Here is a 25,791-nt window from a genome sequence, read left to right on the forward strand (position 1 = left end):
CCCGTCCTGTCCCGGCGTGATCATCAGGTGCTACAACGCGGGACGCGTCGCGTTTACTCCAGCCCACCGGACCACCGCGTCCAAGACGATCTTGTCCTCGCCGGGTTGCAGCGTCTGCGGGTTCAGGGCGATCGTCTGCTCGTCGAGCAGGCCGACCATGATCGGCGGGTCGTGGGCACGCAACGCGGCCACGAGGTCCAGGCACCGGTCACCGGCGTGGACGAGCGCGCGGCTGTGGGGCTGACCTGCCTCGCTCGGGTAGCCGCGCACGGCCCTGATCCCCGGGCAGTCGCGCAGACCGTCGAGCCACCGCGCCACGGTTTCCTCGTACCCCGCGATGATCGCGTTCTCGTCCTGCTCCAGGTTCCACTCCACCGCGGCGAGCAGGCCGAGCAACTCCTCCTTGCCCACTTTCATCCCCCGGCCGACCCCGTGGTGGGGTGCGCCGTTGGCGCGGCAGCCCTCGACGATGTGCCCGCGCCCCAGCACCAAGCCGGTGCTCTGCGGGCCGCGCAGACCTTTGCCACCGCTGACCAGGACAGCGTCCGCACCCATGTCCACGGTGAACCGCCACAGCGTCGCGATCGGCGGGATCTGCGCGGCGGCGTCCACGATCACCGGCACGCCCAGTCCCAGCACCGACGACAGCTCCCGGGTGCCGAACCTCGACCCGGCGTACCAGAGCACGCACGCGGTTCGCGGCCCGATCCGCGTGGTCAGCCGCGCACCGGTGAACTGCACGGCTTCCTCGTAGCCCAGGCGTTGCTCGGGGAAGACGACGACCTCGTCACGGTCGGGCCGCACACACGCCGAGACGGCCTGGATGGTGCCCGCCCAGGCGCCACAGGAGACGTATCCGGCTTCGTTGCCAGTCAGCTCGGCGAGCCGGGCACCGACCTTCTCCTGCAGTTCGACCAGGTTGACGAAGTGCCCCGCCGCGGCCACCATGGCGGCGACCACGGGTGGGGCGAGGATCGAGCCACCCAACGCGGTCAAGGTCGCGGAGGCGTTGATGACGGGCCGGACCCCCAGGTCCTCGTAGGTCATGATGGCATCAGGTCGAATTTCCGGATCGGGCTGACGCCCAGTTCCCGCGCGAGCCACGTGTCGAGCACTTCGTCGTCGGCCGAATCCTCGTGTGTCAGCTCGTAGTCCGTGCCGACCCGGAACGTTCTGGCACTGCACGGGTGCCGCGCGACGTCGAGGAACTCGATCGCCCTGGGCGAGCCGGTGACCTCCGTCAACGCCTCCAGCGGCCCGTTGGACCGGGCGGCGCGAAAGCCAGGTCGCCGGGACGCCGTGATCAGGGCCAGGTCGTCGCCCGTGACACCGACCCGTGCCGGGTCGACGAGGTCGTGCCCGAGCAGGAACTCCGCGCCGCGCAGGCAGTCGGCCACTATCGCGCGGTAGACGTACGTCGCCGGGTCCTCGATCCCCAGCGTGGCCAGGCCCGGGTAGGCGGCCTGGAACGGCACGTCGGCCAGGCGCTGGCCACGGTGCATCACTGTGAACGTGATGTACCGCAAACGATCGCGGTAGTGCGGCGCCAGGTTGACGCTGCCGTAACGCGGCGTCTCCAGCACAGCGGGGAACGGGCCGTCCCCGGCGGGGACGCTGAGGTAGCCGAAGATCCGGTACGGCCCGATGCTGGTCAGCCGGACGTCGTAGGCCGTGAACCGGTCGGTCGACCTGGCCGGGACGTGGTCGGCCACCGGCCTGGCGGGCAACGCCGCGAGCTCGTCGTCCACCGCACGCCAGTACTCGTCGAACTCCGTCATCGCGATCCTCCGTGCACCAGGTGCTTGTCGAGGAAATCCGCCACCTTGGGCATCACCCAGTGCAGTCCCGCCTGGTGCGCGCTGCGCGGATACGTGTGCATCTCCTTGGGGCCGTTGAGGGCCTTGTACACCGCGAACCCGGTTTCCGGCGGGCACACGTCGTCCTCGAGGCCGATGTAGACGAAAGCGGGCGCCTTGACCTTCGGGGCGAAGTTCATGCCGTCGTAGTAGGCGACGCTCTGCCGGATCAGCTCGCTGTGGCCGGGGTGGACGCGCACGTACTCGTTGATCTCCTCGTACGGGTAGGAATGCGTCAGCTTGGCCGAGTCCCAGATCCCGCAGAGGTACGGCGCCCCGGCGGCGAAACACGACACCGCGTCCGGGCGCAGCGCCGCCGTCACGATCCCCAGTCCGCCGCCCTGGCTCGAACCTTGCAGGCCGACTCGGGAACTGTCGACCTCAGTGCGTTCGGCGAGCACGTCCAGCGCGCGAACCACGTCCACGTAGAACCCGCGGTAGCCGTACGTGTGATGGTCGACGATGTTGTGCGTCAGCAGGCCCGGGTAGCCGGGGTTGAAGTGGCTGTTGGACCGCAGTTTCCCGCGTGGCGCCACCGCCAGGGCCGCGTAGCCGCGCCGCGCCCACTGGACCGGCGGGAGCGGCTCGGAGATGTAGCCCGGGATGTTCACCAGGCCCGGAAACGGCCCGCCGGTGCGTGGCGTCGCGTACCACGCGGCGACCCGGACGTTCTCATAACTGGTGTAGCGCACGTCGTACACCGCGACCTCGTCGGTGGACAGGCGCTCCACGTAGGTCAGCGATGTGTCCAGTTCCGGCACGGACTTCAGGGTCTCCGCCCAGAACGAGTCGAAGTCCTCCGGCAACGGAACGGTTATGACGGCGTTCTCCGGATCCCTCATCACGCTCCCCTGGTTGACGTCAGCGCACGGCCGTCGGCCGCGGCGAACAGGTGGACCTTCGCGGGGTCGATGCCCACGTGCACCGCGCTGTCCACACCGGCGTGGAACGGCGCGGGGACCCTCGCCTTGATCAGCTCACCGGCGACGTCGACGGTGACCAGCACGTCCGCGCCCAGCAGTTCGGCGACGAACACCCGGCCGGGCAGGAAACCCGGCTCGGGTCGCGGCGACACGAGCACGTGCTCCGGGCGGACGCCGAGTTCCACTTCGGACTCGCCGCCCGCGGCGGGCAGGTCGACCGCGATCCCCCTGGTGCGGAACCGGCGGACGCCGTCCTCGTCGACGATCGATCCGGTCAGGAAGTTCATCGGCGGGCTGCCCATGAACGAGGCGACGAACCGGTTCGACGGCCGCTCGTAGATCTCCTCCGGCGTTCCGCACTGCTGCAGCCGTCCGTCGGACAACACCGCGATCCGGTCGGACATCGTCATCGCCTCGACCTGGTCGTGCGTGACGTAGATGAACGTCCTGGCCACTTCGGCGTGCAGGCGCTTGATCTCCGCCCGCATGTGCACGCGCAGCTGGGCGTCCAAGTTGGACAACGGCTCGTCCAGCAGGTACGCGCCCGCGTCCCGCACGATCGCCCGGCCGAGCGCGACGCGTTGCCGTTGCCCACCGGACAGCTCACGCGGCTTGCGGTCGAGCAGGTCCTCGATTCCCAGTGCCCGCGCCGCCCTGCCGACCTTCTCCTCGATGGTCCGGCGCGGCTGCCGCATCATCTTCAGCGCGAACCCGATGTTCTGCGCGACCGTCCGGTGAGGATAGAGCGCGTAGCTCTGGAACACCATGGCGACGTCACGCTTGTTCGCGGGCAGGTGCCCCACGGCGTGGTCGTCGAAGTAGATCTGGCCCGCCGTGGCCCGTTCCAGCCCGCAGACCATCCGCAGGGTGGTCGACTTGCCGCAGCCGGACGGGCCGACCAGGGTCAGGAACTCCCGGTCGCGGACGGTCAGCGACAGGCCGTCCACCGCGGTCGCCTTGCCGAACTCCTTGCGCAGCCCCTCGACGCGTACCTCGGCCATCGCCCTACCCCTTCACCGATCCGGCGGCCATGCCCTGCACGATCAGCCGCTGGAAGATCAACACCAACACGAGTGGCGGCAGCACCGCCAGCACGCCGGACGCCGCCATCACCGTGAACTGAGTGTTGATGTCGGTCGCGAAGTTCGCCGCGATCACCGGCATCGTCTTCGACGCCGCCGTGCTGGTCAGGAACAGCGCGAACATGAACTCGTTCCACGCGGTCATGAACGCGAAGACGGCCGCGGCGACCAGGCCGGGCGCGGACACCGGCAGCACGACCGACCACATCATCCGAAACCAGCCGCACCGATCCACCTTCGCGGCGTCCTCCAGTTCCCTCGGCACGGCGCGGAAGAAGTCCTTGAGCACCCAGATCGTCACCGGCAGGGCGAACGTCGTGTACGACAGGATCAGCGCCCAGTACGTGTCCAGCAGGTCCAGTTCCCGCATCAGCAGGTAGTACGGGATGATGATGGCGATCCCCGGCACCATCCTGGTCAGCAGGTACACCATCAGCAGCACCTGGCTGCCCCGGAACCTGATCCGGGAGAACGAGTACGCGGCGAACACGCCGAGCACCAGGTTCAGCACCGCGGTCAGCAACGCCACGAGCAGGCTGTTGCCCAGCGCGAACGGCGTCTCCCGCACAGCACGGGAACCGACCATCGCCTGCGCGCCGGTCGGGTCGACGAACGCGGTGTAGTTCTCCAGCGTCGGGTGCTGCGGGATCCACTGCGGCGGCACGGAGTTCGCGTCGACCTCGGGCATGAAGCTCATCGCCACGATCCAGTAGAACGGCAGCACCAGGTACAACGCGAACACCACGGCCAGCGCGTAGACAGCGATCTTCTTCCACGGCACGCGGTACCGGAGCGGAATGGTCGTCATACCTCGAAACTCCCCCTCCGGTAGAGCAGGCCGACATACGCGACGGAGATGACCAACGTGATGAGCGTGATCACCCAGGCGTACGCGCTGCCGAGGCCGACATCGGTGTAGGTGAGGACACGTTGAACGGTCAGCAGCGCGACCGTGGTCGTCGCGTCGCCCGGCCCTCCGCCGGTCAGGACGTAGATCGTGTCGAACGCGCGGAACGCGTTCATCGTCTCCAGGATGAGCACGATCAGCAACGGGTGCAGCAGCCACGGCACCGTGACCTGCCGGAAGCGTTGCACCACACCGGCCCGGTCGACCGTGGCGGCGTCGTACAGCTCACGGGGGATGGTCGAGAGCCCGGCGAGCAGGATGATCACGGTGAACGGCAACGTGTTCCAGACCTGCGCGAACGCCGTGAAGAAGAACGCACCGGACTCGGAAGCCAGCCAGGCCTGGTACGAGTCGATCCACCCGAGTTCGGTCAGCACACCGTTCAGCGCGCCTGTCTTGGCGTCGAACACCGTCCGCCACATCAGACCGTTGACCACGCCCGGCATCGCCCACGGCAGCAGCACCAGGCTGCGCAGCACTCCCCTGCCCATGAACGTCTCGTTGAGCACCAACGCCAACACGAGCCCGAGCACAACTGTGACCACAAGGACGACCAGCACGAACAACGCCGAGACCCGCAGCGACGCCAGGAATGCCGGGTCGTCCACGAGCGACAGGTAGTTGTCCAGGCCGATCAGCTTGCGGGCAGCCGGTTGTGCCAGGTTGTCACGGTGCAGGCTGACCCAGAAGGAGTACCCGATCGGATACGCCACCAGCAGCAGGATCGCGATCAACGCGGGCGCGTTCATGGCGTAGCCGCGCGTGTTGTCGCTCCACTGCCGTACCGTGCTGGTGGTCATGAGTACTTCTTGGCCAGCGAGATCGCGGTCTCGGACAAGCTCGACACCGCGGCTGATGCGTCCGTCTGGTTGGTCAGCAGTTGCTGCACGGTTTTCTGCTGCGCGGACTCGTACTCGCCGTACCACGGCGCGCCGAGGAGGTTACGCGGCTTGGCGACCGCGGAGAGCTTGGTGTAGGTCTCCGGGTCCGTGAACTTCGCCAGCGTGGTCCTGATGTCCGGATCGTCGGCGAGCTGTCGGAACGGGAAGCCGAGGCCGCGTTGGTCGAACCAGAACCGCGCGGTGGACGGTTTCCCGTCCGAGCCGTAGCCACCGAGGAAGTTCAGCAGTTTCACGGCCTTGTCCTTGACCGCTGTCTTCGCGGCCAGGCAGTACATCCGGGTGCTGCTGACAGTTCCTCGCGCGGTCCCGTCGAGGCTGGGGACGGCCGCGAGCTTCAACGCCCCGGCCTGCTTGGACTTCGCCGGGTCGTTGTACGTCCGCAGCGCATACCGTGGTCCGATCGTGAAGGCGTACTGGCCTGCCATCATCGCGTTGTCCAACGGCACGGGCGTCAGCTGCAGCGACGCCGGGTCGATCACCTTGCTGACGGTGGCGGCCTTGTGGATCCAGTCGAAGATGGGTCGCGCCTTGTCCATGGTCGGCTTGAAGTCGTCGGAGAACAAGGCCGCGTCGCTGCCGTAGACCAAGGTCCACACCCAGCTGCTCCACGTGTCCGCGAGCTGGGCGGCGAGCCCGATCGGATACTCGAGCACACCGGCGTTCTTGACCTTCAGCGCCTGCTGTTCCAGCTCGTCGAGGCTCTTGGGCGGGGTCTTGATGCCCGCCTTGTCCAGCAGCGCCGCGTTGTAGGTCAGACCGTGGCAGTCGGTGTAGTACGGCAGACCATAGCGTTTTCCCTGGAACGTCATGGCTTTCGCGTTGGACTCGTAGATGCCGCTGTAGACCTCGTCGACGCCGGGCAGGCCGTCCAGCGGCTGCAGGTACCCGGCCTGCACCCAGCTGACCATCGAGTCGTCGTAGCTGTACAGCACGTCCGGGCCGTTGTTGCCGGTGAACTCCGCGACGATCTTGCGGACGTACTGCGCACTGGTGATCGGTGTGTACGCGACCTTGATGTCGGCGTTGGCCGCGGTGAAACGATCCAGGTTCTGCTGCACCAACTGGGATTCGTAGTCCCAGCCCTCGAATCGGACGGCACCGGCGCCTGCCGAGCCCGCGCCGCAGGCCGACAACAGCGGCAGTGCCACCGCGGAGCCCAGTAGCGTTCGACGGTTGACCAGGGTGCTCATGTCAGGTCCTTCCTGGCGTCGACGGCGTTGTCGATAGAGAGCCGGTACAGACGAGTCGGTCGCCCTTTCCTGTTCGTCTGCGTCGTCCCCTCCTGGCTGACCAGCCCGCTGGCCACGAGCTTGCGGATCAGCCTGCGGCCGCTGGGATCGGTGATGCCGAGCGAGTCGGCGAGGTCGCTCGGCGCGATGGGCCTGCCGTGCAGGCCGCGTTCCAGCGCGGCCAGCCTGGCCAGGGTCACCGCCGACAGGCCCGCGTCGCGGGCGAGCGCCTCCAGTTCGGCCGTGTGCTCCCGGTACTCGAAACTCAGCGGCGGCCGTGCCGAGCTCATCGGGCCGATCATCAGCCCGCTGTCCTCGATCAGGTACCCGCACGGCACCGCCTCCTGGTCCGCGCGGGCAGCGGCCCGTTCGGCCAGCAGGACGCAGTTGCGCGCCGAGGCACCCACGCCGAACCCGGCCACCACGCGCTGCCCGATCACGTCCTCGGCCTGCGCCAACGCGGGCACCGACACCCAGTTGTCCGTGATCCGTTCGAACAACGCCTTGTGGGCGAACACGACCACACCGCGGCGGCCGCGGTTCTCGATCCAGGCGTCGCCGAACTCCGGCGTCTCCACGAGCAGGTTCATCAGCCGCACCCTGGCCCTGTCCAGGTCAACTCCCCCGTCCTGTTTGGACACGAAGAAGACGCCGGCAGCGAACCGCTGCGCGTTGGCCCGTTCGGACCGGATGCGCAGGGCCAGTTCGTGCAGTTCGGCGCGGACCGTGGAGACGACCTTCTCCGTGGTCATCACCCGGCAGGTGAGCTCACGGGCGACGGCGGTCCGCATGGTGATCACGTAGGCGTCCGGGTTGCGGGCCAGGAAGTCGTTGTGGAACCGAAGGACCTCGGCCGCCGACTGGTCGGGCGAGTACGGCAGACGCGCGATGTCCGCCGTGTCGAGGCCCAGTTGCCCGGCGACCTCGTCGACGATGCCGGGCTCGAACGTGTCGATGCTGACCGGTGTCATCGGCCAGCCGCGGCCCGCCGCCCGGTTGATCATCAGCGCGAGGTCGAGCGGGGCCGGCCTGGTGACCGTGACCTGCAGGTCCGGGGGCAGCAGGGCGCGGCACTCGGCGTACGGCATGAGCCCGAGCAGCAGACCGTCCACATGCGTGGACCCGAGCAGGCGCTCGACGTTCGCCCGGATCTCCCGCTCGTACTCGTAGGTGACCCATTCCAGTGCGACGCCGGACAGCGTGCTGGCCGCCGTCTGGAACGTCTCGCGGCCTCTTTCGTGGATCACCAGGCCGATCACGATCGCCATCCGCACCGCCGGTCAATTAGGAACCAGGTTCGGAAATAGTCCGTTTGTCGTGGTAGTGGGACTGTAACCACAAACCCGCGTGGTACGGAAGAGGGCACCGAAGATCGCCCGATCGCGCATTCACCGCCCCGGCAAGCACTGTGCACGCTGTGTGCATGAGGTTCATGCCCTTGCTCGCCATGGTCGCGATCGTCGCGGGCGCGGTCGTACCCGCCGAGGCCGCCCCGGCTATGCCGCAGTCACCACGGCCCTATTTCGCGCCTGGCGAGTCGTTCGGCGAAGTGCGCTACGTCCTGCGGTTCGGCCAGCCCGACAAAGGCACCGAAAGCCTTGCCGGAAGCGGAATGCAGGCGCACGACGCGTACGGTTCGGGCAAGAGCAGACGACAGTTCAGCACGTCGTCCCGCGGCCAGTACAACATCGCCTACAAGACGACGTGCTGCGGCGAACGCGTGGACAAGCACGTACGCAACGGCATTCCTACGCCAGGTGCCAACCTCGGGGACCTCAGCTGGCACGACGGCACGTCGCTGTGGCTGTCGCACAGCAGGTTCAAGGCAGGCTCGGCGCCGAAGACCGGTGCGGACAGTCCACCGGGAACCGGCATCCGCGAGGACGGCACGACCGGGCCCGCCGACACCGGCACGGGTGTGCGTGCCGACAACGACCATCTGGTAGCGGTCCCAGTCGTGCGCGGCACCGAGACGAAGCGGAGCTTCCTGGTTTCCGCCAACGTATTCGTACCGGCACATCCAGGCGCCAAGTACTCGTTGCGTGCCCAGCCCTATGTGGACCGCGGCGGGCTCGGCCTGACCAGCCCCGGTGGCCTCGGCAGCCGGACCGTCGACCTGGCCGCGGTGACCAACCAGTTCGCCATCCTCCAGGTCCGTGCGGACGTGGTGACCAACGGCGGCGCGCTCGCCGACACCAGCGACGACACCGGGAAGGTCACCTACCGGTACTTCGTGAACAACGCGGAAGTCGGCCAGGCCGACGCGATCGACTTCGCGCCGACAGCCATGCGCACCGGCCAGGGCGACGTCCGGTTCGGCCCCGCGTTCGGGCTGGCCCGCGGCTGGCAGGGCGACGCGCCGGAGGCGTTCGTCGACAACGTCGCCGTCTACGACATCCAGAACATCCCGTACCGGACGTCGTGGATCGGCGAGACGATCTCACCGGAGGACGCGGCGAAGTACGCCAAGGACAACCTGCCGGTGCAGGGTCGGCACGTCGGCCAGAACGTGCACGCGATCTGGGTCGACCCCGTCCCGGTCGACGGCAGGACACTCGTCTACACCAACACCCAGTGGGACGAGGCCGCGCGGGCGATGGGCGTCTACTCGGCGGATTCGACGACGATCCGGCCGTACAGCAGCCTGGGCAGCACCCACGGCCGCAACCTCGGCGGCTTCGCGATCACCGGTGACGCGGAGTCGATCTACGCGAGCTACCCCCGGATGATCGACGTGGTCGGCCCCACCGGGAAGACGACCAAGGTCGTCGACGCTTCCTGCGTCACCAGGATCCCGAAGATCGCGGTCAAACCGGATGTCGGCGTTCCGCCAACGGGAACGGATCTGTGCCTGCCGGACAAGCCGTCCGCGAGCGAACCGCAGCCGCAGAGCATCCGTGGCCTCGCCGCGAGCCCGGACTTCCTCTTCGTCGCGCACCGGCAACTCGGCGAGATCCAGGTGTACCGCAAGAACCAGCTGACCACACCGGTCAGCAAGCTGGCCGTGCCGCAGCCGCGAGGAATGGCGTACGCACCGGACGGCACGCTGTGGGCGATCGTCGACGGCGCGGTGCAGCAGTACACGGTCAGTCCTGCCGGGGTGCTGACACCCGGTCGTCGCCTGACCGGCATGATTCCCAGCGCACTGACCGTCGACAAGGACAACAGGCTGTACGTGGCGGACGACGCCAGGTTCGAGCAGCTGATCCGGGTGTTCGGCAGCGATCTGGTGGAGATCCAGGCGAAGAGGCTCGGCGACCCGGGAGGCGTGACCAACCACGGCGGCGAGTACGCGCCGAACCGCTTCGACGGGATAGCCGGTGTGGGCGTGGACGGCGCGGGCAACTACTACGTCGCCGGCAACGGGATCGGCGTGTCGGCGGCCCGTTCACCGAACTTCTTCGACCTGCGCAGGTTCAACGGCACCACCAAGGCACTGGAAGCGCAGGCGCTGAGCTACCCCAGTACGACGATCGTGTCCCCCGACCCGACGGCGCCGAACATGCTGTACTCGCCCACGCGGCAGTACACCGTGAACCTGGACGCCGCGGTCCCGGGAACGGAGTGGTCGCCGCGGAACTCGACCCTGATGACCGACCGCTACCGGTGCCCAGAAGACGCGAGGGTGGGCGGGATCCAGGGCCAGCAGGCATCCATCGCGGTCCGCCGGATGGGGCCGGACAAGTACATGTTCGTGACCGGCCAGGGTGACCTCAGCAGGCTGGGCGTCTACCGGCTCACGGACGACGGCAAACGCTCCCAGCCGACGGTGGTGTTCACCGAGAACGCGGACAACGCGGTCTGGCCGGCGAACGAACCGCACGACTACAACGTGCCGGGCCGGGACGACGACTGGATGTGGAGCTGGCGGGACAAGAACGGCAACTGCCAGTTCGACACGGGCGAGTACGACGCGCCGATGTACATCAGCAACTCGTCGAACTGGAGCGTGACGGAGAAGGACGACCTGCCCGACCACCGAGCGGGTGACCTGTGGCTGTCCGGATACGCGAACAACAGGTGGAACCTGAAACGGGTCCGTTTCACCGGCACCTTCGAGTCCGGCAGTCCGGTGTACGACACGAAGAACGTGGAGCTGATGCCGATCCCGGGGCAGTTCGGCTTCGTCGAGGGGATCGTCTACCAGTCCACAACGGACACCCTGTACCTGATGGGCAGGCCGCAGCAGCAGGTGGACCAGTGGAAGCTGGCCCGCTACGACACCTTCTACGCGAAGCACAAGGCGGGAACGACGCAGGCCCCGGCCTGGCTGAAGGACCTGCCGGACGACATCTCCTTCTGCCCGTACGACGAGCACAAGTCCTGCCGGATCTACTCGATGACAGTGGCAGGAGACCGCGTCCACGTCGGGAACCTGGCCCCGGCGACGAGCATGATAGCGGGAAGGATCCGGATGTACGACACGGCAACCGGGACCTTCAAGGGCTCACTGTCAGCGGGCCCGGAAGTCGCCCACAGGTCAGGCTGGCAGGACATGCGGCACGCGGTGACGGCGATGCAACTGCCCGACGGCAGGCGCTACGCCTTCGCCGAGGAGAACTTCACCGGCAGAATCCTGATGTACAAAGACTTCTGAGCAACTCAGGGGTCGGTGCGCGGCCGTTCTGGCGACCAGGCACGACCTCCGGAGACCACGCGCTGGCGCTGACCTGCACCTCGGTCTTCCCGTCGACCAGGGCAGCCGGTTCCTGACCGCACAACCGATGACGGCCATCCCCGAGCGGCTGAACGAACTGGCCGCTACCGCGTCCGAGCCCAACAGCGTGAGCGGAATCGCCCTCAACCGAAGGCGTGGGTCATCGGATTCCACGCGGCCTCGGACATCCATCCGGTACTGGGCGTGCGTGTTCGGCCACAGTGGAGCAGGCGGACAGCGGGCATTGGTGGATCCCCGCAACGAAGTGTCGTACGCGTTCCTGCGCCACCGCTTCCTGTTGCCCGCCCAGGCGGACGCCGACCACGGACGACTGCTGAAAGCCCTGCTCACCGCCGTGCACACCGTCTGATCGACCCGGGTATGCCGAGATCCGGTACAGGCAAACGCTTCCCCGCCCGGGAGCACGAACGCGGTGCCCCGGCTCTGGGCGGGACACCGCGTTCGTGCGGTGTTTGCCTTCTACCTCTTCCAGAAGGCTTTTCGTTGGGGGCGGAGGGATTCAAGGGTTGCCATGGTGTGGTGCCAGCGGCGTTCGAGTTCGTCGAGGTCGGTTGTGGGCACGGTCAGTTCTGTGTGCAGGGTAAGGAGGGTGGCTCGGGCTTCTGCGGGTTCGTTGGCTGCTGCCCAGTCACTCAGGTTGGCGAGGATCGTCTGGGCCAGGATGTCCAGCAGCGATGCTCGGGCCAGGGTCGGCTCGTTCTCCGCCGCGCGCAAGGCTTTCAGTTGCTCTGCCACGAAGTCGGCCAGCGTTGGTGTCGTGGTCGCCGTCGGGTCTGCTCCCGGCGCTGCCTCGGCTCGGTCCCCGCGGCGGGCTTTCCTGAGACTTCGCGGGTTTCGCTCGGGCTGGTTCGGTGACTCAGGTGGGTTCATCACGTGCGGCGGGCAACCGGGTCCTGAGAGCGGTGCGCCACCGGGCTGAGGTGCGGCCGGTCGAGGTGCGGGTGGCGGGGGTGAGCCGTACGGCGCCGAAGGTGCGCTGCCTGGGGCCGTGCTGCCGAACTGGCTGCCGTAGGCGCCTTGGTCGTACGAGGCGTTCTGATACGACGGACCTCCTTGGTTGCCGTACCCGCCCGAGTACGCGGTGCCTCCGCCCTGCTGGGGCTGGGCTCCGCCGACCGCGCTGCCCGGGGCCGACATTCGGCTGTACATGGGTGCGGCCGCCATCGGGGCCGATGCCGGCGCCGCGAAGCCGTAGCCGCCGTCCATCTGCCAGCCGCTGGGGAGTTCCACCGGTTGCGTTACCTTGTGGACCGTTCCCGCTTCGTTGACCACTCGCTGGTCGACTGCCACGAAGGCCGTGAAGCGGGAGAGCACGCCGAACTTCAGCGACGTGTCCACGATCTGCTGCTCCAGGCCGGGGAGATCACCCGAGCCGACCACATAACGATCTTCCAGGTCCCGGATCCATGCCCTTGCCCACAGCGCGCCGAGGCTGGGGTTGTCGCTGGCGGTCGATGTCACGTCGGACTTCCAGCCGTCCGCGCTGCTCACCGTGACCGTTCCGCTTGCTTGGCCGGTGAAGCGGCCGGTCACCACGATCGGCGCGCCAGGGAACAGGTCGGGCAACGGGCTGGGGGCCAGGGTGCTCTCGTCCACCGCCAGCCCGGCCGGGGTCAGCCGCAGGCCCACTGCCACGGGTGATCCGATGCGCCGGTGGATGTTCTGCATCGCGTCGTCGAGACGGTCCTCGGACTCCACGAGTTCACACCGGCCTGCCGTGCCTGCCAGCCTGCGCAGGAAGGACTCGTTGACCGCGCGGTCGATGCCGACGGTGTGCACCCGGACACCGCTCAGCACGGGGCTCAACTCACGCAGTAGCTGGTCCTCGTTGCCGATCTGGCCGTCGGTGACCAGAACGAGCACACGGTCGCGTTCGGCTGACTCGCTCAGTAACCCGGCGGCGCTTTGCAGCGGCACCGACATCTCGGTACCGCCGCGGGCGTCCAGGCCGGAGAGGAACTCGACAGCACGGAACCTGTTGCGGTCACTGGCCTCCACGAAGCCCGTGGCCAACGAGGGCGGCGTTTGCACCTCGTGGTCGAAGGCGATCACGGCGAACCTGTCCGACGAACCGAGGGTGTCCACGATCCGGCCCGCGGCGCGCCGGGCGGCGACCATCTTCCAGCCGCCCATGGAGCCCGACCGGTCGATCAACAACACGACGTCACGCGGACGCCCGGCCGTTGCGGTCGACGGCGGCAGCACGGTCAACGCGAACGTGCCACCGGAGCCACCGGAGTCACCGTCGGGCAGGAGCGCGAGCGATGTGCTGATCGCCTCCGCGCCGTAGCTCAGGCGCAGGATGAAATCCCGATCCGCGCGCTCCCCCGGTTCGAGCCTGACCCGCAGTCCGGTCGGCCCGTCCTCGGTGGCGACCGCGTGCAAGCTGGACGCGAGTCCCCGCAACGGCAACGAACCCGGGTCGATGTCGACCACGACGGACAGCTGAACGGGATTCGGGAAGCCCGGCAACAACACCGGCGGACTGATCCGGGACGCGTCCGGGACCGCGTCGGTGTCCTGGGCGACACCATCGCCCACCTGCTGCCCGGCCAGCGGCGTGCCGGGGATGTAGCGCGGGGCCACCACGAGCGGGAACCTGAACGTGGCTTCCTCATCCTCATAGGACAAGGTGGCGGCCAGCGTCAGGTGCACGCTGACCTGCTCACCCGGCATGATGTTGCCGACTCGCATGGTGAAGACGCCCGGACGCTCCTCCTCCGCGATCGACGCGCGTTTGCCCTCGGAGATGGCCTGGTCGTAGCTCTCTCTTGCCGCGCCCCGCTCCTTCAACAGCCCTTCGACCACGCGCCCGTCAGCCTCCATCCGCAACGCGGTGACCGCGGCTCGGGGCGGCAACGGGAAGATGTAGGTGGCTTCGAGCGGTTCTTCGTACGGATTGCGGAATCCTTGCGTGACTTCGACGCTGGCCGCCAGGCCGGTGATCGAGGACCGGACGTCGATCACCTCGAGCGGCAGGTTGCCCCGGCTGGTCCGCAGGCAGCCGACACCGTCGTCCGCACCGGGCCCCTGAGCACCGGGCTCCTGTGCACCGGGACTACTCGGCGCCGCGATCGATTCCCTGACGTCGACATGCATGGTCATTGCGTTTCCCCTCCAGTGGACGGCGCCAGGCCGAGGCGGCCGAGCAGTTCGAGCAACGGTGCGGCCGCGGCCTCGATGGCGGCGATTTCGTCCGCGTCGGGCATGTGCGCGGCGGCCTCCAGCACGACAGTGACACTGTCAGCGAGCCGGACCCCGTGGACCAGCTTCGGGACAGTGACAGCGTCGATGTGGGTGACAGTGTCGGCACCGGTGACAGCGTTCGGGGCGGTTTCGCCGTTGCCCGGTGTCTGCGTCGGGGTCACTGGCGGGGCCACTGTCGGGCGGCCGTGCGCATGGCCTTTCCAGAACTGCGGGGAGGTGCCGACGTCCACCTGCGGGCGGACGGCATCCACGTGCGCGACGCCCGCGAGCTCGGCGAGCCGGGAGTCGGTCGCTCCGACCAGCTGTTCCTGGATTTCCGCGAGCGAGGCCCCGGTGGACTGCAGCTTCTTGACCGCGACGATCTGCAGCAAGTGGCGGCGCCCGTAGAGCACGGTGCGGCCGCGGGTGGCCGCGGGCCGGTCCACCAGGCCTATCGTGGTGTACCACCGGATGGTGCGACGGTTCGGCAGCTCCCGGATCCGGCCGTTGCGCTGGCCGTCGTAGTTCTCCGACAGCAGCTCGGCCACTTGATCCGGGAGCTGTTCGATCGTCCACAGCTCGCTCATACTGCAAGACTGCCAGATGTATCTGACAGTGTCAATGTTGCAGTGTTGCTCGAAGGGGACGCTCAGGAGGTGGGGGCTGCGTCCAGGTCCTGCGCGAGCAGTGCGGCCAGTTCGTCCAGCGCGGCTTCGGCGCCGTCGCCTTCCGCGGACAGTTCGACCTCTTCCTCGAACTTCACACCCAGCGCCATCACGGCCAGGATGCTCGACGCCACAACACCTTCGCCACCGGGGCGGCCGATCAGGACCGGCATCGGCTGCCGCGCGGCCGCCTGCGCGAACAGCCCGGCAGGGCGGGCGTGCAGCCCGACAGTGGACGCGACCTTCACCCGGATCGTCGCCATCAGCTCTCCTCCCGTGGTCAATGGAAGAGCCAACGGTAAGCACTGCCGATGTGGTTAAGCAAGGGTTTGATGTTGATTTAGTTTGTTTTACGTGGTCATGCTTGGATCACACGTGGTCCAGCGGCCGCGAGCTCCTTGGCTACCTCGTCGTCGACGCCGGTGTCGGTGATGAAGGTGTCGATGTCCCCCAGGTCGGCGAAGCGCGAGAAGTGGTCGTTGCCGACCTTGGTGTGGTCGGCCAGGAGGACACACCGCCGCCCGCTGGCGATCGCGGCCTTCTTGACCATCGCCTCCGCCGGGTCCGGCGTGGTCAGCCCCCGATCGACCGAGATCCCGTTCGTGGCGAGGAAGACGACCTCGACGAACGTGTCACGCAGCGCCTGCAGCGCCCAGGCGTCGACCGAGGCGAGGGTCCGGCTGCGCAACCGGCCGCCGACGAGCATGACGGTCACGTTCGGCCGGGTTATCAGCGACAGGGCGATGTTCACCGAGTGGGTCACGACCGTGAGCTCACGGTCCACAGGCAACGCGTCGGCCATCCGCGCGGTCGTGGTGCCCGCGTCGAGCAGGATCGTCCCGGCTTCCGGCAGCTCGGCCAGCGCGGCCTTGGCGATCCGGGCCTTCTCGTCGGTCATCACCGTCTCGCGGACCGACAGCGCGGGCTCGAAGCCGAGCCGCTCGACCGGGATCGCACCGCCGTGCACCCGCCGCAGCACACCGTGGCGCTCCAGCACGGTCAGGTCGCGCCGGATCGTCTCGGTGGTGACGTCGAACTCCTCGGCGAGCGCGGCGACGTCCACACGGCCTTTCGCCCTGGCTCGTTCGAGGATCACTTGCTGCCGTTCCTCCGCGTACATGGTGTGACTTTATGTTGATTCGTGCGCGTCAGCAACGTCGCAGTCTTGCAAACCAACATGAACACATGCACAATCACTTAAATCCACGTTGGACGAGATGCAGGACCACATGGAGGTGGCAGTCAGCGTGATCGTCACCGTGACGGCGAACCCGAGCATCGACCGGACGGTCGAGGTGGGCGCGCTCGTGCGCGGCGGACTGCACCGGGCCACGGCCGTGCACATCCAGCCGGGCGGCAAGGGAATCAACGTCGCGAGAGCGTTGGTGTGCAACGGGGTCAAGGCGCGTGCCGTGGTCCCGGCAGGCGGCGCCGAAGGCGAGCAGCTGATCAGCCTGCTGAGCGGCTACAGCATCGACGTCGTCCGCGTGCCCACGCTCGGGCCGGTGCGGATGAACGTCAGCGTGATCGAACCGGACGCGACGGTCACCAAGCTGAACGAACCGGGCGCGCGGCTGACCGATGACGAGAATACGGCGCTGGCCGACGCGGTGATCACCGCGTCCCACAACGCCTCCTGTGTCATCCTCGCGGGCAGCCTGCCGCCTGGTGTGCGTGACGACTTCTACGCGGACCTGGTCAACCGCCTGTCCGGCGAGGACACCAGGGTCGTGGTGGACACCAGCGGCCCGGCGCTGCGCGCGGCGGTCGCGGCCGGTCCCGCGCTGATCAAACCGAATCACCACGAGCTCGAAGAGGCCGTCGGGCGTCCACTGCCGACACTGGGTCACGTCGTCGAAGCGGCGCGGGAACTGCGTTCCCTCGGCGCGGGCGCGGTGCTGGCCAGTCTCGGTCGTGACGGCGCGGTGCTCGTGGCGGAGGACGACACGTGGCACGCCGAAGCGCCGGTCGTGCTCGCCAGGAGCTCGGTGGGAGCCGGTGACGCGATGCTCGCCGGGTTCATCGCCGGATTCGCCACCGGCGGAGGCGACGGCCGCGAGGCGTTGGTGTCCGCGGTGGCGTGGGGCGCGGCAGCGGTGTCGCTGCCGGGCAGCACCATGCCGAGGCCGGACGACCTCCACCCGCACCTCGTCGAGGTGCACCCGCTGATCGACGCAGGCCGGGAATTACGCGGGGACAACTGAAAGCACCAGCACAGGAAGTGTCGACGATGACAAAGACTGAAGACGCGCCGTCGCGGGCGCACCAGCTGCGGGCCTCGGTGCAACGCTTCGGCGGCCACCTCGCAGGCATGGTGATGCCCAACATCGGCGCTTTCATCGCATGGGGCCTGATCACCGCGTTGTTCATCCCGTCCGGCTGGTTGCCGAACGCGCAGCTCGGTGAACTCGTCGATCCGATGGTCAAGCTGCTGCTGCCGGTCCTGATCGGGTACACCGGCGGCCGGTTGGTGCACGGTCAGCGCGGCGCCGTGGTCGGTGCCGTCGCCACGGTCGGCATCGCGGTCGGCGCGGATGTGCCAATGTTCCTCGGCGCCATGTTGATCGGCCCGCTGACCGCGTACCTGTTGAAGCTGTGGGACAACTCCGTCGGCGAGAAGGTCGGCGCCGGGTTCAAGATGCTCGTCGACAACTTCAGCGCGGGCATCATCGGTGGCGCCATGGCGGTGCTGGGATCGCTGGCGATCGGCCCGGTCGTCGAGGCGATCACGAAGGCGCTGGGCAACGGCGTGCAGGCCCTGCTGGAAGCGCACCTGCTGCCGCTGGTGTCGGTCATCGTCGAACCGGCGAAGGTGCTGTTCCTCAACAACGCCATCAACCACGGTGTGCTGTCGCCCCTTGGCGTCACGCATTCGGCCGACACGGGCAAGGCGATCGAGTTCCTGATCGAACCCAACCCCGGTCCTGGCCTAGGCATCCTGGTCGCGCTCGCGCTGTTCGGCGTGCGGGCGGCCCGTGCGACCGCGCCCGGCGCGATCGTGATCCAGTTCCTCGGCGGTATCCACGAGATCTACTTCCCGTACATCCTCGCGCAGCCACGGCTGATCCTGGCCGCCATCGCCGGTGGCGCGTCCGGTGTGCTCGTGTTCAGCATCTTCGGCGCCGGTCTGACCGCGACGCCGTCACCCGGGAGTATCTTCGCCATCCTCGCGGTGACGCCGAAGGGCGGGTATTTCGGGGTCATCGCCGGTGTGGTCGTCTCGGCGGCCGTGTCGTTCATCATCGCGGCTCTGCTGCTGAAGTTCGGCCGGGGCAACAAGGAAGCCGAACGCAAGCGGGAAGTCGGCAACGGCGGCGTAGTCACAGCGTGAAAGGAAGCCTGACATGAGCAGCATCGACGGGGCCGCGATCAAGAAGGTCGTGATCGCGTGCGACGCCGGGATGGGCAGCAGCGTGATGGTCGCGTCCCAACTGGCCAAACGGCTCAAGCCGTACTCGGTGTCGGTGTCCCACACACCGGTCAACGACATCCCGGACGACGCGGATGTCGTGCTGTGCCAGAGCACCCTGCTGGCCAGGGCCCGCAAGAGCACCGGGGACACGGTCGTCCTCGGTTTCCAGAGTTTCCTCGGCGACCCGGTGTTCGACCGGGTGGAGGCCGCGATCAGGGACGGTGGGTCGCTTGACGACTGAGCGGACGTCGTTGCTGACCGCCGACGGCATCCACCTCGGCCGCGCCGCGACCGGCCGCGACGACGCGATCGACCAGTGCGGGCGGGCGTTGCTCGACCTCGGCGCCGTCGAGGTGGACTACCTGGCGGCGATGCACGAGCGCGAGGCGTCGCTGTCGACGTTCATCGGCGAGGGCGTCGCCATCCCGCACGGCACCGACCAGTCACGGCAGTTCGTGAAACGCACGACGCTCGTGGTGCTGCAGTTCCCCGACGGCGTGGACTGGGGCTCTGGCAACACAGTCAAGGTATGTGTCGGCATCGCGGCCAACGGGTCCGAACAGGTCGGGATCCTGTCGGCGTTGGCCCACGTGCTGATGGACGGCGACAAGGCCGAACGGTTGCGGTCAGCGGCCGACACCCGGACGGTCCTTGATCTGCTGCAGTCGATCGACGAGGAGAACAGCCAGTGAAGGTCGCGCGCTTCTACGCGCCAGGGGACATCCGCATCGAGCAGGCGCCGGAGCCCACCGCGGGTCCCGGCGAGCTCAAACTCAAGGTGCACAACTGTTCCACGTGCGGGACGGATCTGAAGATCTTCCGGCACGGGCACCACCACATCGACCCGCCGAGGGTGATCGGCCACGAGATCGCCGGTGAGGTCGTCGAGGTCGGCTCCGGTGTGGACGGCTGGCAGCCGGGCGACCGGGTGCAGGTGATCGCGGCGATCCCGTGCGGCGAGTGCCCGGACTGCCTGCGCGGCTGGCTGACGATCTGCCCGAACCAGCGTTCGATGGGCTACCACTACGACGGCGGTTTCGCCGAGTACATGATCGTGCCTCAGGCAGTGCTCAAGGTGGACGGCGTGAACCGGATCCCGGACTCGCTGTCGTACGCGGAGGCCTCGGTCGCGGAGCCGTTCGCGTGTGTCCTCAACGGACAGGAACTGGCCGGGGTCGGCGACGGCGACACCGTCGTGGTCGTCGGCGCCGGGCCGATCGGCTGCCTGCACGTGCGGCTCGCCCGTGCCCGCGGCGCGGAGGCGGTGTACCTGGTCGAGCTGTCCCGGTCCCGGCTGGACATGGCCGCCGCGCTGGTCAAACCGGACGCGGCGATCTGCGCGTCGGACGCCGATCCGGTGGACGAGGTGTTGCGGCTGACCGACGGGCGCGGCGTCGACGTGGTGATCACGGCCGCCGCGGCGGGCAAGGCGCAGGAGGACGGCCTGCGGATGGCCGCGCGACGTGGCCGGATCAGCTTCTTCGGCGGCCTGCCGAAGGACAACCCGATCATCGCGTGCGACTCGAACCTGGTCCACTACCGTGAGTTGACCATCGTCGGCGCGAACGGCTCCAGCCCCGACCACAACAAGCGGGCGCTGGAACTGATCGCGTCCGGTGCCGTGCCGGTCGACGACCTGATCACCCACCGGATGCCGCTGGACGGCGTGCTCGACGCGATCGACACGGTCAGCACCGGCGAGGCCATCAAGGTGACGATCGAGCCGTAGCGGAATGTTCCGGCCGCCGCCGGGGTTGTACGTGGGCATGAATACTCGTGGACGAGTCAAGCTCGAACCGGGTACGCGCCGTGTCCGGGTCTACCTCGGTGGTGTGCTGGTCGCCGACACCCTCGCGCCGATGTACGTATGGGAAATCCCCTATTACCCGTGGTACTACATCCCGCGCGCGGACGTGAAGGCCGAACTGGTCGCGTCCGGCGGTACGGAACACTCCCCCAGTCGCGGGGACGCGACCCTGTACACGGTCAAAGCCGGCGGCAAGGAGGCGGTGGCCGCGGCGAAGATCTACGCCGACTCGCCGATCGAGGAGCTGCGTGACCTGGTCAGCTTCGACTTCAAGGCGATGGACGCGTGGTTCGAGGAGGACGAGGAGATCTACGTCCACCCGCGTAATCCGTACACGCGCCTGGACATCCTCCCCAGTTCCCGGAATGTCCGGGTCGAGATCGACGGCGTGACCGTCGCGGAGTCGGCCAACGCGCGGATGCTGTTCGAAACCGGCCTGCCGACCAGGTACTACCTGCCGAAGACCGCCGTCCGGCTGGACCTGCTCGAGCCGAGCGACACGCGCAGCGCGTGCCCGTACAAGGGCGAGGCGTCGTACTACTCGGTGCGCGTCAACGGCACCGTGCACGAGGATGTCGTCTGGTACTACGACACTCCGCTGCCGGAGAGCGAGCGGATCGCCGGAACCATGGCGTTCTACAACGAGAAGGTCGACATCTTCGTTGATGGCGTGGAGCAGCCGAGGCCCAGCACCCAGTTCAGCTGAGTGCTGGGCCTTCTGGGCTCAGCCGACCTGGTCGGGGTGCGGGCCCGTGCGGTGCCCCTTGTCCAGACTGGACAGCTCGGCGACGTCGGTTTCGGCCAGTTCGAAGTCGAACACGTCGAAGTTCTCGACGATCCGGTGCGGCGTCACCGACTTCGGGATGGCGACGTTGCCGAGCTGCAGGTGCCAGCGCAGCACGACCTGGGCCGGCGTGCGGCCGATCCGTTTGGCGACCGCGACGATCGTCGGGTGGTCCAGCAGGTCGCCGCTGGTCAGCGGGCTCCACGCCTCGGTGGCGACGCCCAGTTTGGCGTGCATCTCGCGCAGCTCTTTCTGCTGCAGGAACGGGTGCAGTTCGATCTGGTTGACCGCCGGCACGCGACCGGTCTCGTTGATGATCCGCTCGAGGTGGTCGGGCTGGAAGTTGGAGACACCGATGGCGGTGACGCGACCCTCGTCGGCCAACCTGATCAGGGCTTTCCAGGTCTCGACGTAGAGGTTGCGGGTCGGCTGGGGCCAGTGGATCAGGTACAGGTCGAGGTAGTCGAGGCCCAGGCGGGTCATGCTCGCGTCGAAGGCGCGCAGCGTCTCGTCGTAGCCGTGGTCGGAGTTGCCCAGCTTGGTCGTGATGAACAGCTGTTCACGGGGGAAGCCCGCGACCGCCTTGCCGACGCCTTCCTCGTTCTCGTACCCAGCCGCGGTGTCGATGCTGCGGTACCCGGTCTCCAGTGCCTTCGTCACGACGGAGGTGGCATCCCCGTCCGGGACCTGCCACACACCGAAGCCGAGTTGCGGCATGGTGACACCGTTGTTGAGCTTGATGGTTGGGATGTCCGGCACTGTGATCCTCTCAGCATGACTATCGGCGTGCGCAATATTTGCGTACGCTTCCTATCGTACCTGACCGGTACGGACCGTGCGCATGGCCGCAACGGTGGCCGAGATGTCCGAAAAGGTCCGGAAATCGCGGATACGGTCGAAGTCATGCAGATCGCATTCGTTGTTTACCCAGGAATGACGGCCCTAGACGCCATCGGGCCATATGAACTCCTCCGGTCCATGCCCGAAGCCGAAGTGCGGTTCGTCGCGGCCGGAACAGGACCGATCGTCACGGACAGTGGTGTTCTCGTCCTGCACGCGAGTCACTCGTTCGAGGAAACACCCACGCCCGACATCGTCCTCGTCCCCGGCGGCTCGACCGGGACGCTCGGCGCGATGAACGACCAAGCGCTGCTCGACTGGCTACGCGCCGTGCACCCGACGACGAAGTGGACGACGTCGGTCTGCTCGGGGGCGTTGATCCTGGCGGCGGCAGGCCTGCTGAAGGACGTTCCTGCCACGACACACTGGATCTGCCAGGACGTCCTCGGCTCGATGGGCGCGGTTCCCCAGCGGGACAAGCGGATCGTGCGCTCCGGCAAGATCGCCACCGCGGCGGGCGTGTCGGCCGGGATCGACCTCGCGCTCTGGCTGATCGGCGAGATCCACGGTCCTGAGCAGGCCGAGCTCTCGCAGCTGGTGATCGAATACGACCCCCAGCCGCCGTACGACGCGGGCCACCCGAGCAAGGTCACGCCCGAGTTGCTGGCGTCGGCGAAGGAGCACCTGATGGCAGAGGCCCAAGCAGCGGTGTGACCCCCGGGTCAGCGCTTGCGTTTGAACTCGACGGGCCCGGTGGGCGGCACCTCTCCCCTGCTCTTGCCGTTCACCGAGACCTTGTCGCCGACCTCCGCGGGGATGAGGAACTTCCCGGCCTCGTCCGCCTCGGTCGCGCCGTGCGGGGTGGACACGATCGTGCCCGCTTCGGACGCGGCGACCTGACCGGCGACGAACATGCGCTCCTCGGACACCGAGTCGCCGTTGGACGTGATGATCGAGAAGCGGTGCACGGGCGGCCCCGCCGGGACGAGCAGCGCACTGTCCACTGTGGCGGTCACGGTCACGTCGAGCCCCGGCTTGAGCTGGCCGCCCAGCGCCGACCAGAAGTCCGAGTTGTCGCGCTCGCCACCGGAGGCGATCGTGATGCTGGGCACGGGAGTCACTGTGTCGTACGGGGCCAGCAGGTACTGGGCGTCGATCTCGGTGTGCATCAACAACGCTGTCAGGGTCGCGCCGAGCAGTGAGTGCTCGTCGCGCATGTCCGACGTCCACGCTGTCACCAGGTACCGGCAGTCCACTCTGGGCAGTGGGGCCCGCCGGTGCGGACGACCGTTCTCGTCGTGCACCGTTTCCATACCGTACTCGCGCTCGGACACGTTGCGGCGCACGTCCCACAGGTACAGGTTGATCGTCGGCCGCGAGACCCGCGCCGACCAGTCCTTGTCCGGCGCGTCGAAGGAGATGTCCACTTCCCGCTTCGGCAGGGGGACGACCGCTCGCAGGAACTCCTCGAGGGACTCGTCAAGCAGGTTCAGCATGGCCGTCCCCATTCACCAGTTTGAAATAACGGTCGAACTCGGATTCGGTGCGCAGCCGCCCCATCTTCTGGAACTCGCGCTTCAGCGCCAGCGCGACGCGTTCCATCGTCACCGGGGCGTTCTCGTCCGCGGCGAGGAATCCGGCGCCGAGCGCCGCGTTGCGGATGATCCCGCCGGTGATCCGGAACTGTCTGGCCAGGAAGGCGTAGTCCAGGTCGTCGACGGGCGCTCCCGGCGGGAACGCCTGCCGCCAGATCTGTTCCCGCTGCGGCTCGTCCGGGGTCTCGAAGTCGATCGACACCGAGATCCGGCGCAGGAACGCGTCGTCGATGTTGCGTTGCAGGTTGGTGGCCATCACCACGAGCCCGTCGTAGGACTCCAGGCGTTGCAGCAGGTACGCGACCTCGATGTTGGCGTACCGGTCGTGCGCGTCGCTGACCTCGGAACGCTTGCCGAACAACGAGTCCGCCTCGTCGAAGAACAACACCAGGTCGCCGGCCGCCGCCGCGCCGAAGATGCGTTCCAGGTTCTTCTCGGTCTCGCCGATGTACTTGCTGACCACCGACGACAGGTCCACTTTGTACAGATCGAGGCCGAGCTCACCCGCGACGATCTCCGCCGCCAGCGTCTTGCCCGTACCCGACGGGCCGGAGAACAACGCCACGACACCGGTCGACGGCAAGGGCGAGAATCCCCAGTCCCGGTAGACCACAGTGCGGCGCCTGTACCGTGCGACCAGTTCCCGCACCTGCGCGGTCTGGTCGGCGGGCAGCACCAGATCCGACATCGTGCGACGCGGCCTGATCCGGACCGACAGACCGTCCAGGTGTCCGCCCGCGAGCCTGCGGACACCGGCTGCGACCTGCGCCGGGTCGCCTGCCGACGCGGCGGTGACGAGCCGCAACTGCTCACGGGACAACGGGAACGCGGGTACCGGGGACACGCCAAGCGCTTGCTCCCAGTCGGTCGCCGACGCGAGACCGGAGTCGAGCCGGATCTCCTGCCACGGTCTGCGCGGCAACGCGTCCAGCGCGAGTTCCTTCGGCGAGCTGAGCACCCAGCCGAGGTGGTCGGCCCGGTCGATCCGGTCGGCGGCGTCCCGGCTGGGCGGGTCGGTCAGGTCCAGCACGACCGCCCGGTCGCCGACACCTGCTTCCCGGACGACCGCTGCCCATTCGGCCTGCGAGGACGGCATCGGGCACGCCAGCAACGGTTTACCCGGCCAGCGATCACGGACCGCGGCGAGCCTGCTGTCCCTGTCCGCGCCGGTCACCAGCAGCATCGAAGCCGCGACGGGCTCCTGGCGCACGGCGTCCAGTCGTCGGGTACCGGCGGGCAACGCGGCATCCGCCGAGTCGTCGTCGGCCACTGCCCAGGTCAGCCGCGGCGCGGGCCAGCACATCCTGGTCGCCCACGCGCCCTCGGTGCCGAGTTCGACGAACTCGGCACGTCTCAGCGGAGCGTCCGGCGCGACGCAGCGGGCGTCGAGGATGCGGCCGAGACTGGCCACGGTGAGCCGGGGCAGCTGCACGTTGTCCTGGAAGTACGCCACGAGCCGCATCCGGTGCGGTGACCGTTCCACCGCGAGCATCACGGCAAGCGCTTGCGCGTCACGGGAATCCAGCCGCGCGGTGCGCACGAGCCGGTCGAAAGTGGACTGCCCGGACGCCAGGGATTCCTCGAACTGCTTGCGCGCCACCGCGAGCTCCGGTTCCAGTTGACGCAGCAGCGCGTCGACCTTCGCCGCAGCAGGCCCCGACGCGCCAGGCAGTTCGGCGAGGATCCGGTCGACCTCGTCGTGTCCGATGTAGAGCCCGGCGAAGTCGTGCGGCAGCAGTCCTTCACCGAGACGGCACACCAAAGCCTCGCGCTGCAGCAGGGTGTCGGCCATCACCTGCCACGGCGGCGCGGAACGGATGAGGCCATCGCGGTGCACTGCACCCCCGGATCGTCACAGGACAACGTCGCGCCTGAAATTAACACCAAGTGGGCCCCACCTGCTCGAACAGTGCCCTTTTGGGCAC

At 68.0% G+C, this 25,791-nt stretch carries 24 protein-coding genes; 9 read left to right on the top strand and 15 right to left on the bottom strand.

The features are described from left to right. Positions 1–30: 30 nt before the first annotated feature. From ALI144C_RS38165 to ALI144C_RS38200, 8 genes are read right to left on the bottom strand one after another with little or no spacing between them, the layout of a single operon-like run. Complete coding sequence (locus ALI144C_RS38165; protein WP_076992126.1) at positions 31–1,047, bottom strand: hypothetical protein; 1,017 nt, start codon at positions 1,045–1,047, stop codon at positions 31–33. Then, positions 1,044–1,778 (bottom strand): acetylxylan esterase, encoded by a 735-nt coding sequence (locus ALI144C_RS38170; RefSeq protein WP_076992127.1) that lies wholly within the window; start codon positions 1,776–1,778, stop codon positions 1,044–1,046. Before ALI144C_RS38170 ends, ALI144C_RS38165 begins: the two co-directional genes overlap by 4 nt. Then, on the bottom strand, positions 1,775–2,698 hold the full coding sequence (locus ALI144C_RS38175; protein WP_076992128.1) for an acetylxylan esterase: 924 nt from the start codon (positions 2,696–2,698) through the stop codon (positions 1,775–1,777). Before ALI144C_RS38175 ends, ALI144C_RS38170 begins: the two co-directional genes overlap by 4 nt. Then, the gene (locus ALI144C_RS38180; RefSeq protein WP_076992129.1) at positions 2,698–3,780 is read right to left on the bottom strand and encodes an ABC transporter ATP-binding protein; all 1,083 of its coding nucleotides are present in this window, start codon (positions 3,778–3,780) and stop codon (positions 2,698–2,700) included. The genes ALI144C_RS38175 and ALI144C_RS38180 overlap by 1 nt, the downstream gene beginning before the upstream one ends. 4 nt (positions 3,781–3,784) lie before the next feature. Then, complete coding sequence (locus ALI144C_RS38185) at positions 3,785–4,669, bottom strand: carbohydrate ABC transporter permease (RefSeq protein ID WP_076992130.1); 885 nt, start codon at positions 4,667–4,669, stop codon at positions 3,785–3,787. Continuing rightward, complete coding sequence (locus tag ALI144C_RS38190) at positions 4,666–5,568, bottom strand: carbohydrate ABC transporter permease (protein WP_076992131.1); 903 nt, start codon at positions 5,566–5,568, stop codon at positions 4,666–4,668. Before ALI144C_RS38190 ends, ALI144C_RS38185 begins: the two co-directional genes overlap by 4 nt. Next, positions 5,565–6,860, bottom strand: coding sequence for an ABC transporter substrate-binding protein (locus tag ALI144C_RS38195; protein WP_076992132.1), 1,296 nt, complete (start codon positions 6,858–6,860; stop codon positions 5,565–5,567). Before ALI144C_RS38195 ends, ALI144C_RS38190 begins: the two co-directional genes overlap by 4 nt. Then, positions 6,857–8,173, bottom strand: coding sequence for a helix-turn-helix domain-containing protein (locus tag ALI144C_RS38200; RefSeq protein WP_237774517.1), 1,317 nt, complete (start codon positions 8,171–8,173; stop codon positions 6,857–6,859). The genes ALI144C_RS38195 and ALI144C_RS38200 overlap by 4 nt, the downstream gene beginning before the upstream one ends. A gap of 149 nt (positions 8,174–8,322) precedes the next feature. Here ALI144C_RS38200 and ALI144C_RS38205 point away from each other — a divergent pair, with 149 nt between their 5' ends. Both ALI144C_RS38205 and ALI144C_RS38210 read left to right on the top strand, forming a co-directional pair. Next, entirely contained in the window at positions 8,323–11,496 is a 3,174-nt protein-coding gene (locus ALI144C_RS38205; RefSeq protein WP_143231120.1) for a hypothetical protein, read from the top strand. A 127-nt stretch (positions 11,497–11,623) separates the two neighbouring features. Beyond that, positions 11,624–11,926: a hypothetical protein gene (locus tag ALI144C_RS38210; protein ID WP_076992134.1), complete on the top strand. Its 303-nt coding sequence runs from the start codon at positions 11,624–11,626 to the stop codon at positions 11,924–11,926. Between the two features lie 110 nt (positions 11,927–12,036). Here ALI144C_RS38210 and ALI144C_RS38215 read toward each other — a convergent pair whose 3' ends face one another. The 4 genes from ALI144C_RS38215 to ALI144C_RS38230 all read right to left on the bottom strand — a co-directional run bounded on the left by ALI144C_RS38215 (position 12,037) and on the right by ALI144C_RS38230 (position 16,548). After that, positions 12,037–14,682, bottom strand: a complete 2,646-nt coding sequence (locus tag ALI144C_RS38215) for a VIT domain-containing protein (RefSeq protein ID WP_237774518.1) — start codon at positions 14,680–14,682, stop codon at positions 12,037–12,039. Then, the gene (locus ALI144C_RS38220; protein ID WP_076992135.1) at positions 14,679–15,350 is read right to left on the bottom strand and encodes a helix-turn-helix domain-containing protein; all 672 of its coding nucleotides are present in this window, start codon (positions 15,348–15,350) and stop codon (positions 14,679–14,681) included. The genes ALI144C_RS38215 and ALI144C_RS38220 overlap by 4 nt, the downstream gene beginning before the upstream one ends. Positions 15,351–15,412: 62 nt before the next feature. Then, a complete protein-coding gene (locus ALI144C_RS38225) occupies positions 15,413–15,691 on the bottom strand; it encodes an HPr family phosphocarrier protein (RefSeq protein ID WP_076992136.1) in 279 nt (92 codons plus the stop codon). Positions 15,692–15,786: 95 nt separating this feature from the next. After that, on the bottom strand, positions 15,787–16,548 hold the full coding sequence (locus ALI144C_RS38230) for a DeoR/GlpR family DNA-binding transcription regulator (RefSeq protein WP_076992137.1): 762 nt from the start codon (positions 16,546–16,548) through the stop codon (positions 15,787–15,789). Positions 16,549–16,645: 97 nt separating this feature from the next. Between ALI144C_RS38230 and pfkB the strand changes: the two genes are divergently transcribed. Genes pfkB through ALI144C_RS38260 form a run of 6 tightly spaced genes read left to right on the top strand, consistent with a single transcriptional unit; the run spans position 16,646 to position 21,353 of the window. Beyond that, positions 16,646–17,632 (top strand): 1-phosphofructokinase, encoded by a 987-nt coding sequence (pfkB, locus tag ALI144C_RS38235; protein WP_330359638.1) that lies wholly within the window; start codon positions 16,646–16,648, stop codon positions 17,630–17,632. Positions 17,633–17,658: 26 nt separating this feature from the next. Further along, the gene (gene mtlA / locus ALI144C_RS38240; RefSeq protein ID WP_076992760.1) at positions 17,659–18,759 is read left to right on the top strand and encodes a PTS mannitol transporter subunit IICB; all 1,101 of its coding nucleotides are present in this window, start codon (positions 17,659–17,661) and stop codon (positions 18,757–18,759) included. Between the two features lie 13 nt (positions 18,760–18,772). Next, positions 18,773–19,081: a PTS lactose transporter subunit IIB gene (locus ALI144C_RS38245; protein WP_076992138.1), complete on the top strand. Its 309-nt coding sequence runs from the start codon at positions 18,773–18,775 to the stop codon at positions 19,079–19,081. Continuing rightward, positions 19,071–19,532, top strand: coding sequence for a PTS sugar transporter subunit IIA (locus ALI144C_RS38250; RefSeq protein WP_076992139.1), 462 nt, complete (start codon positions 19,071–19,073; stop codon positions 19,530–19,532). Before ALI144C_RS38245 ends, ALI144C_RS38250 begins: the two co-directional genes overlap by 11 nt. Beyond that, on the top strand, positions 19,529–20,569 hold the full coding sequence (locus ALI144C_RS38255; RefSeq protein WP_076992140.1) for a zinc-dependent dehydrogenase: 1,041 nt from the start codon (positions 19,529–19,531) through the stop codon (positions 20,567–20,569). The genes ALI144C_RS38250 and ALI144C_RS38255 overlap by 4 nt, the downstream gene beginning before the upstream one ends. A 37-nt stretch (positions 20,570–20,606) precedes the next feature. After that, complete coding sequence (locus tag ALI144C_RS38260) at positions 20,607–21,353, top strand: DUF427 domain-containing protein (protein ID WP_076992761.1); 747 nt, start codon at positions 20,607–20,609, stop codon at positions 21,351–21,353. 18 nt (positions 21,354–21,371) lie between these two features. Here the strand turns inward: ALI144C_RS38260 and ALI144C_RS38265 are convergent, their stop codons facing one another. After that, positions 21,372–22,190 carry an aldo/keto reductase gene (locus ALI144C_RS38265; RefSeq protein WP_143231121.1) on the bottom strand — a complete coding sequence of 273 codons (819 nt, stop codon included), beginning with the start codon at positions 22,188–22,190 and terminating at the stop codon, positions 21,372–21,374. Between the two features lie 144 nt (positions 22,191–22,334). Between ALI144C_RS38265 and ALI144C_RS38270 the strand changes: the two genes are divergently transcribed. Continuing rightward, positions 22,335–22,985, top strand: a complete 651-nt coding sequence (locus ALI144C_RS38270; protein ID WP_083753762.1) for a DJ-1/PfpI family protein — start codon at positions 22,335–22,337, stop codon at positions 22,983–22,985. An 8-nt stretch (positions 22,986–22,993) separates the two neighbouring features. Here ALI144C_RS38270 and ALI144C_RS38275 read toward each other — a convergent pair whose 3' ends face one another. Together ALI144C_RS38275 and ALI144C_RS38280 are read right to left on the bottom strand one after the other, a co-directional pair. Beyond that, on the bottom strand, positions 22,994–23,767 hold the full coding sequence (locus ALI144C_RS38275) for a DUF4255 domain-containing protein (protein ID WP_076992142.1): 774 nt from the start codon (positions 23,765–23,767) through the stop codon (positions 22,994–22,996). Beyond that, entirely contained in the window at positions 23,751–25,703 is a 1,953-nt protein-coding gene (locus tag ALI144C_RS38280; protein ID WP_237774520.1) for an ATP-binding protein, read from the bottom strand. The genes ALI144C_RS38275 and ALI144C_RS38280 overlap by 17 nt, the downstream gene beginning before the upstream one ends. Between the last annotated feature and the right edge of the window lie 88 nt (positions 25,704–25,791).

Origin of the sequence: Actinosynnema sp. ALI-1.44, assembly GCF_001984155.1 — a bacterium.
Taxonomy (GTDB): Bacteria; Actinomycetota; Actinomycetes; order Mycobacteriales; family Pseudonocardiaceae; genus Kibdelosporangium.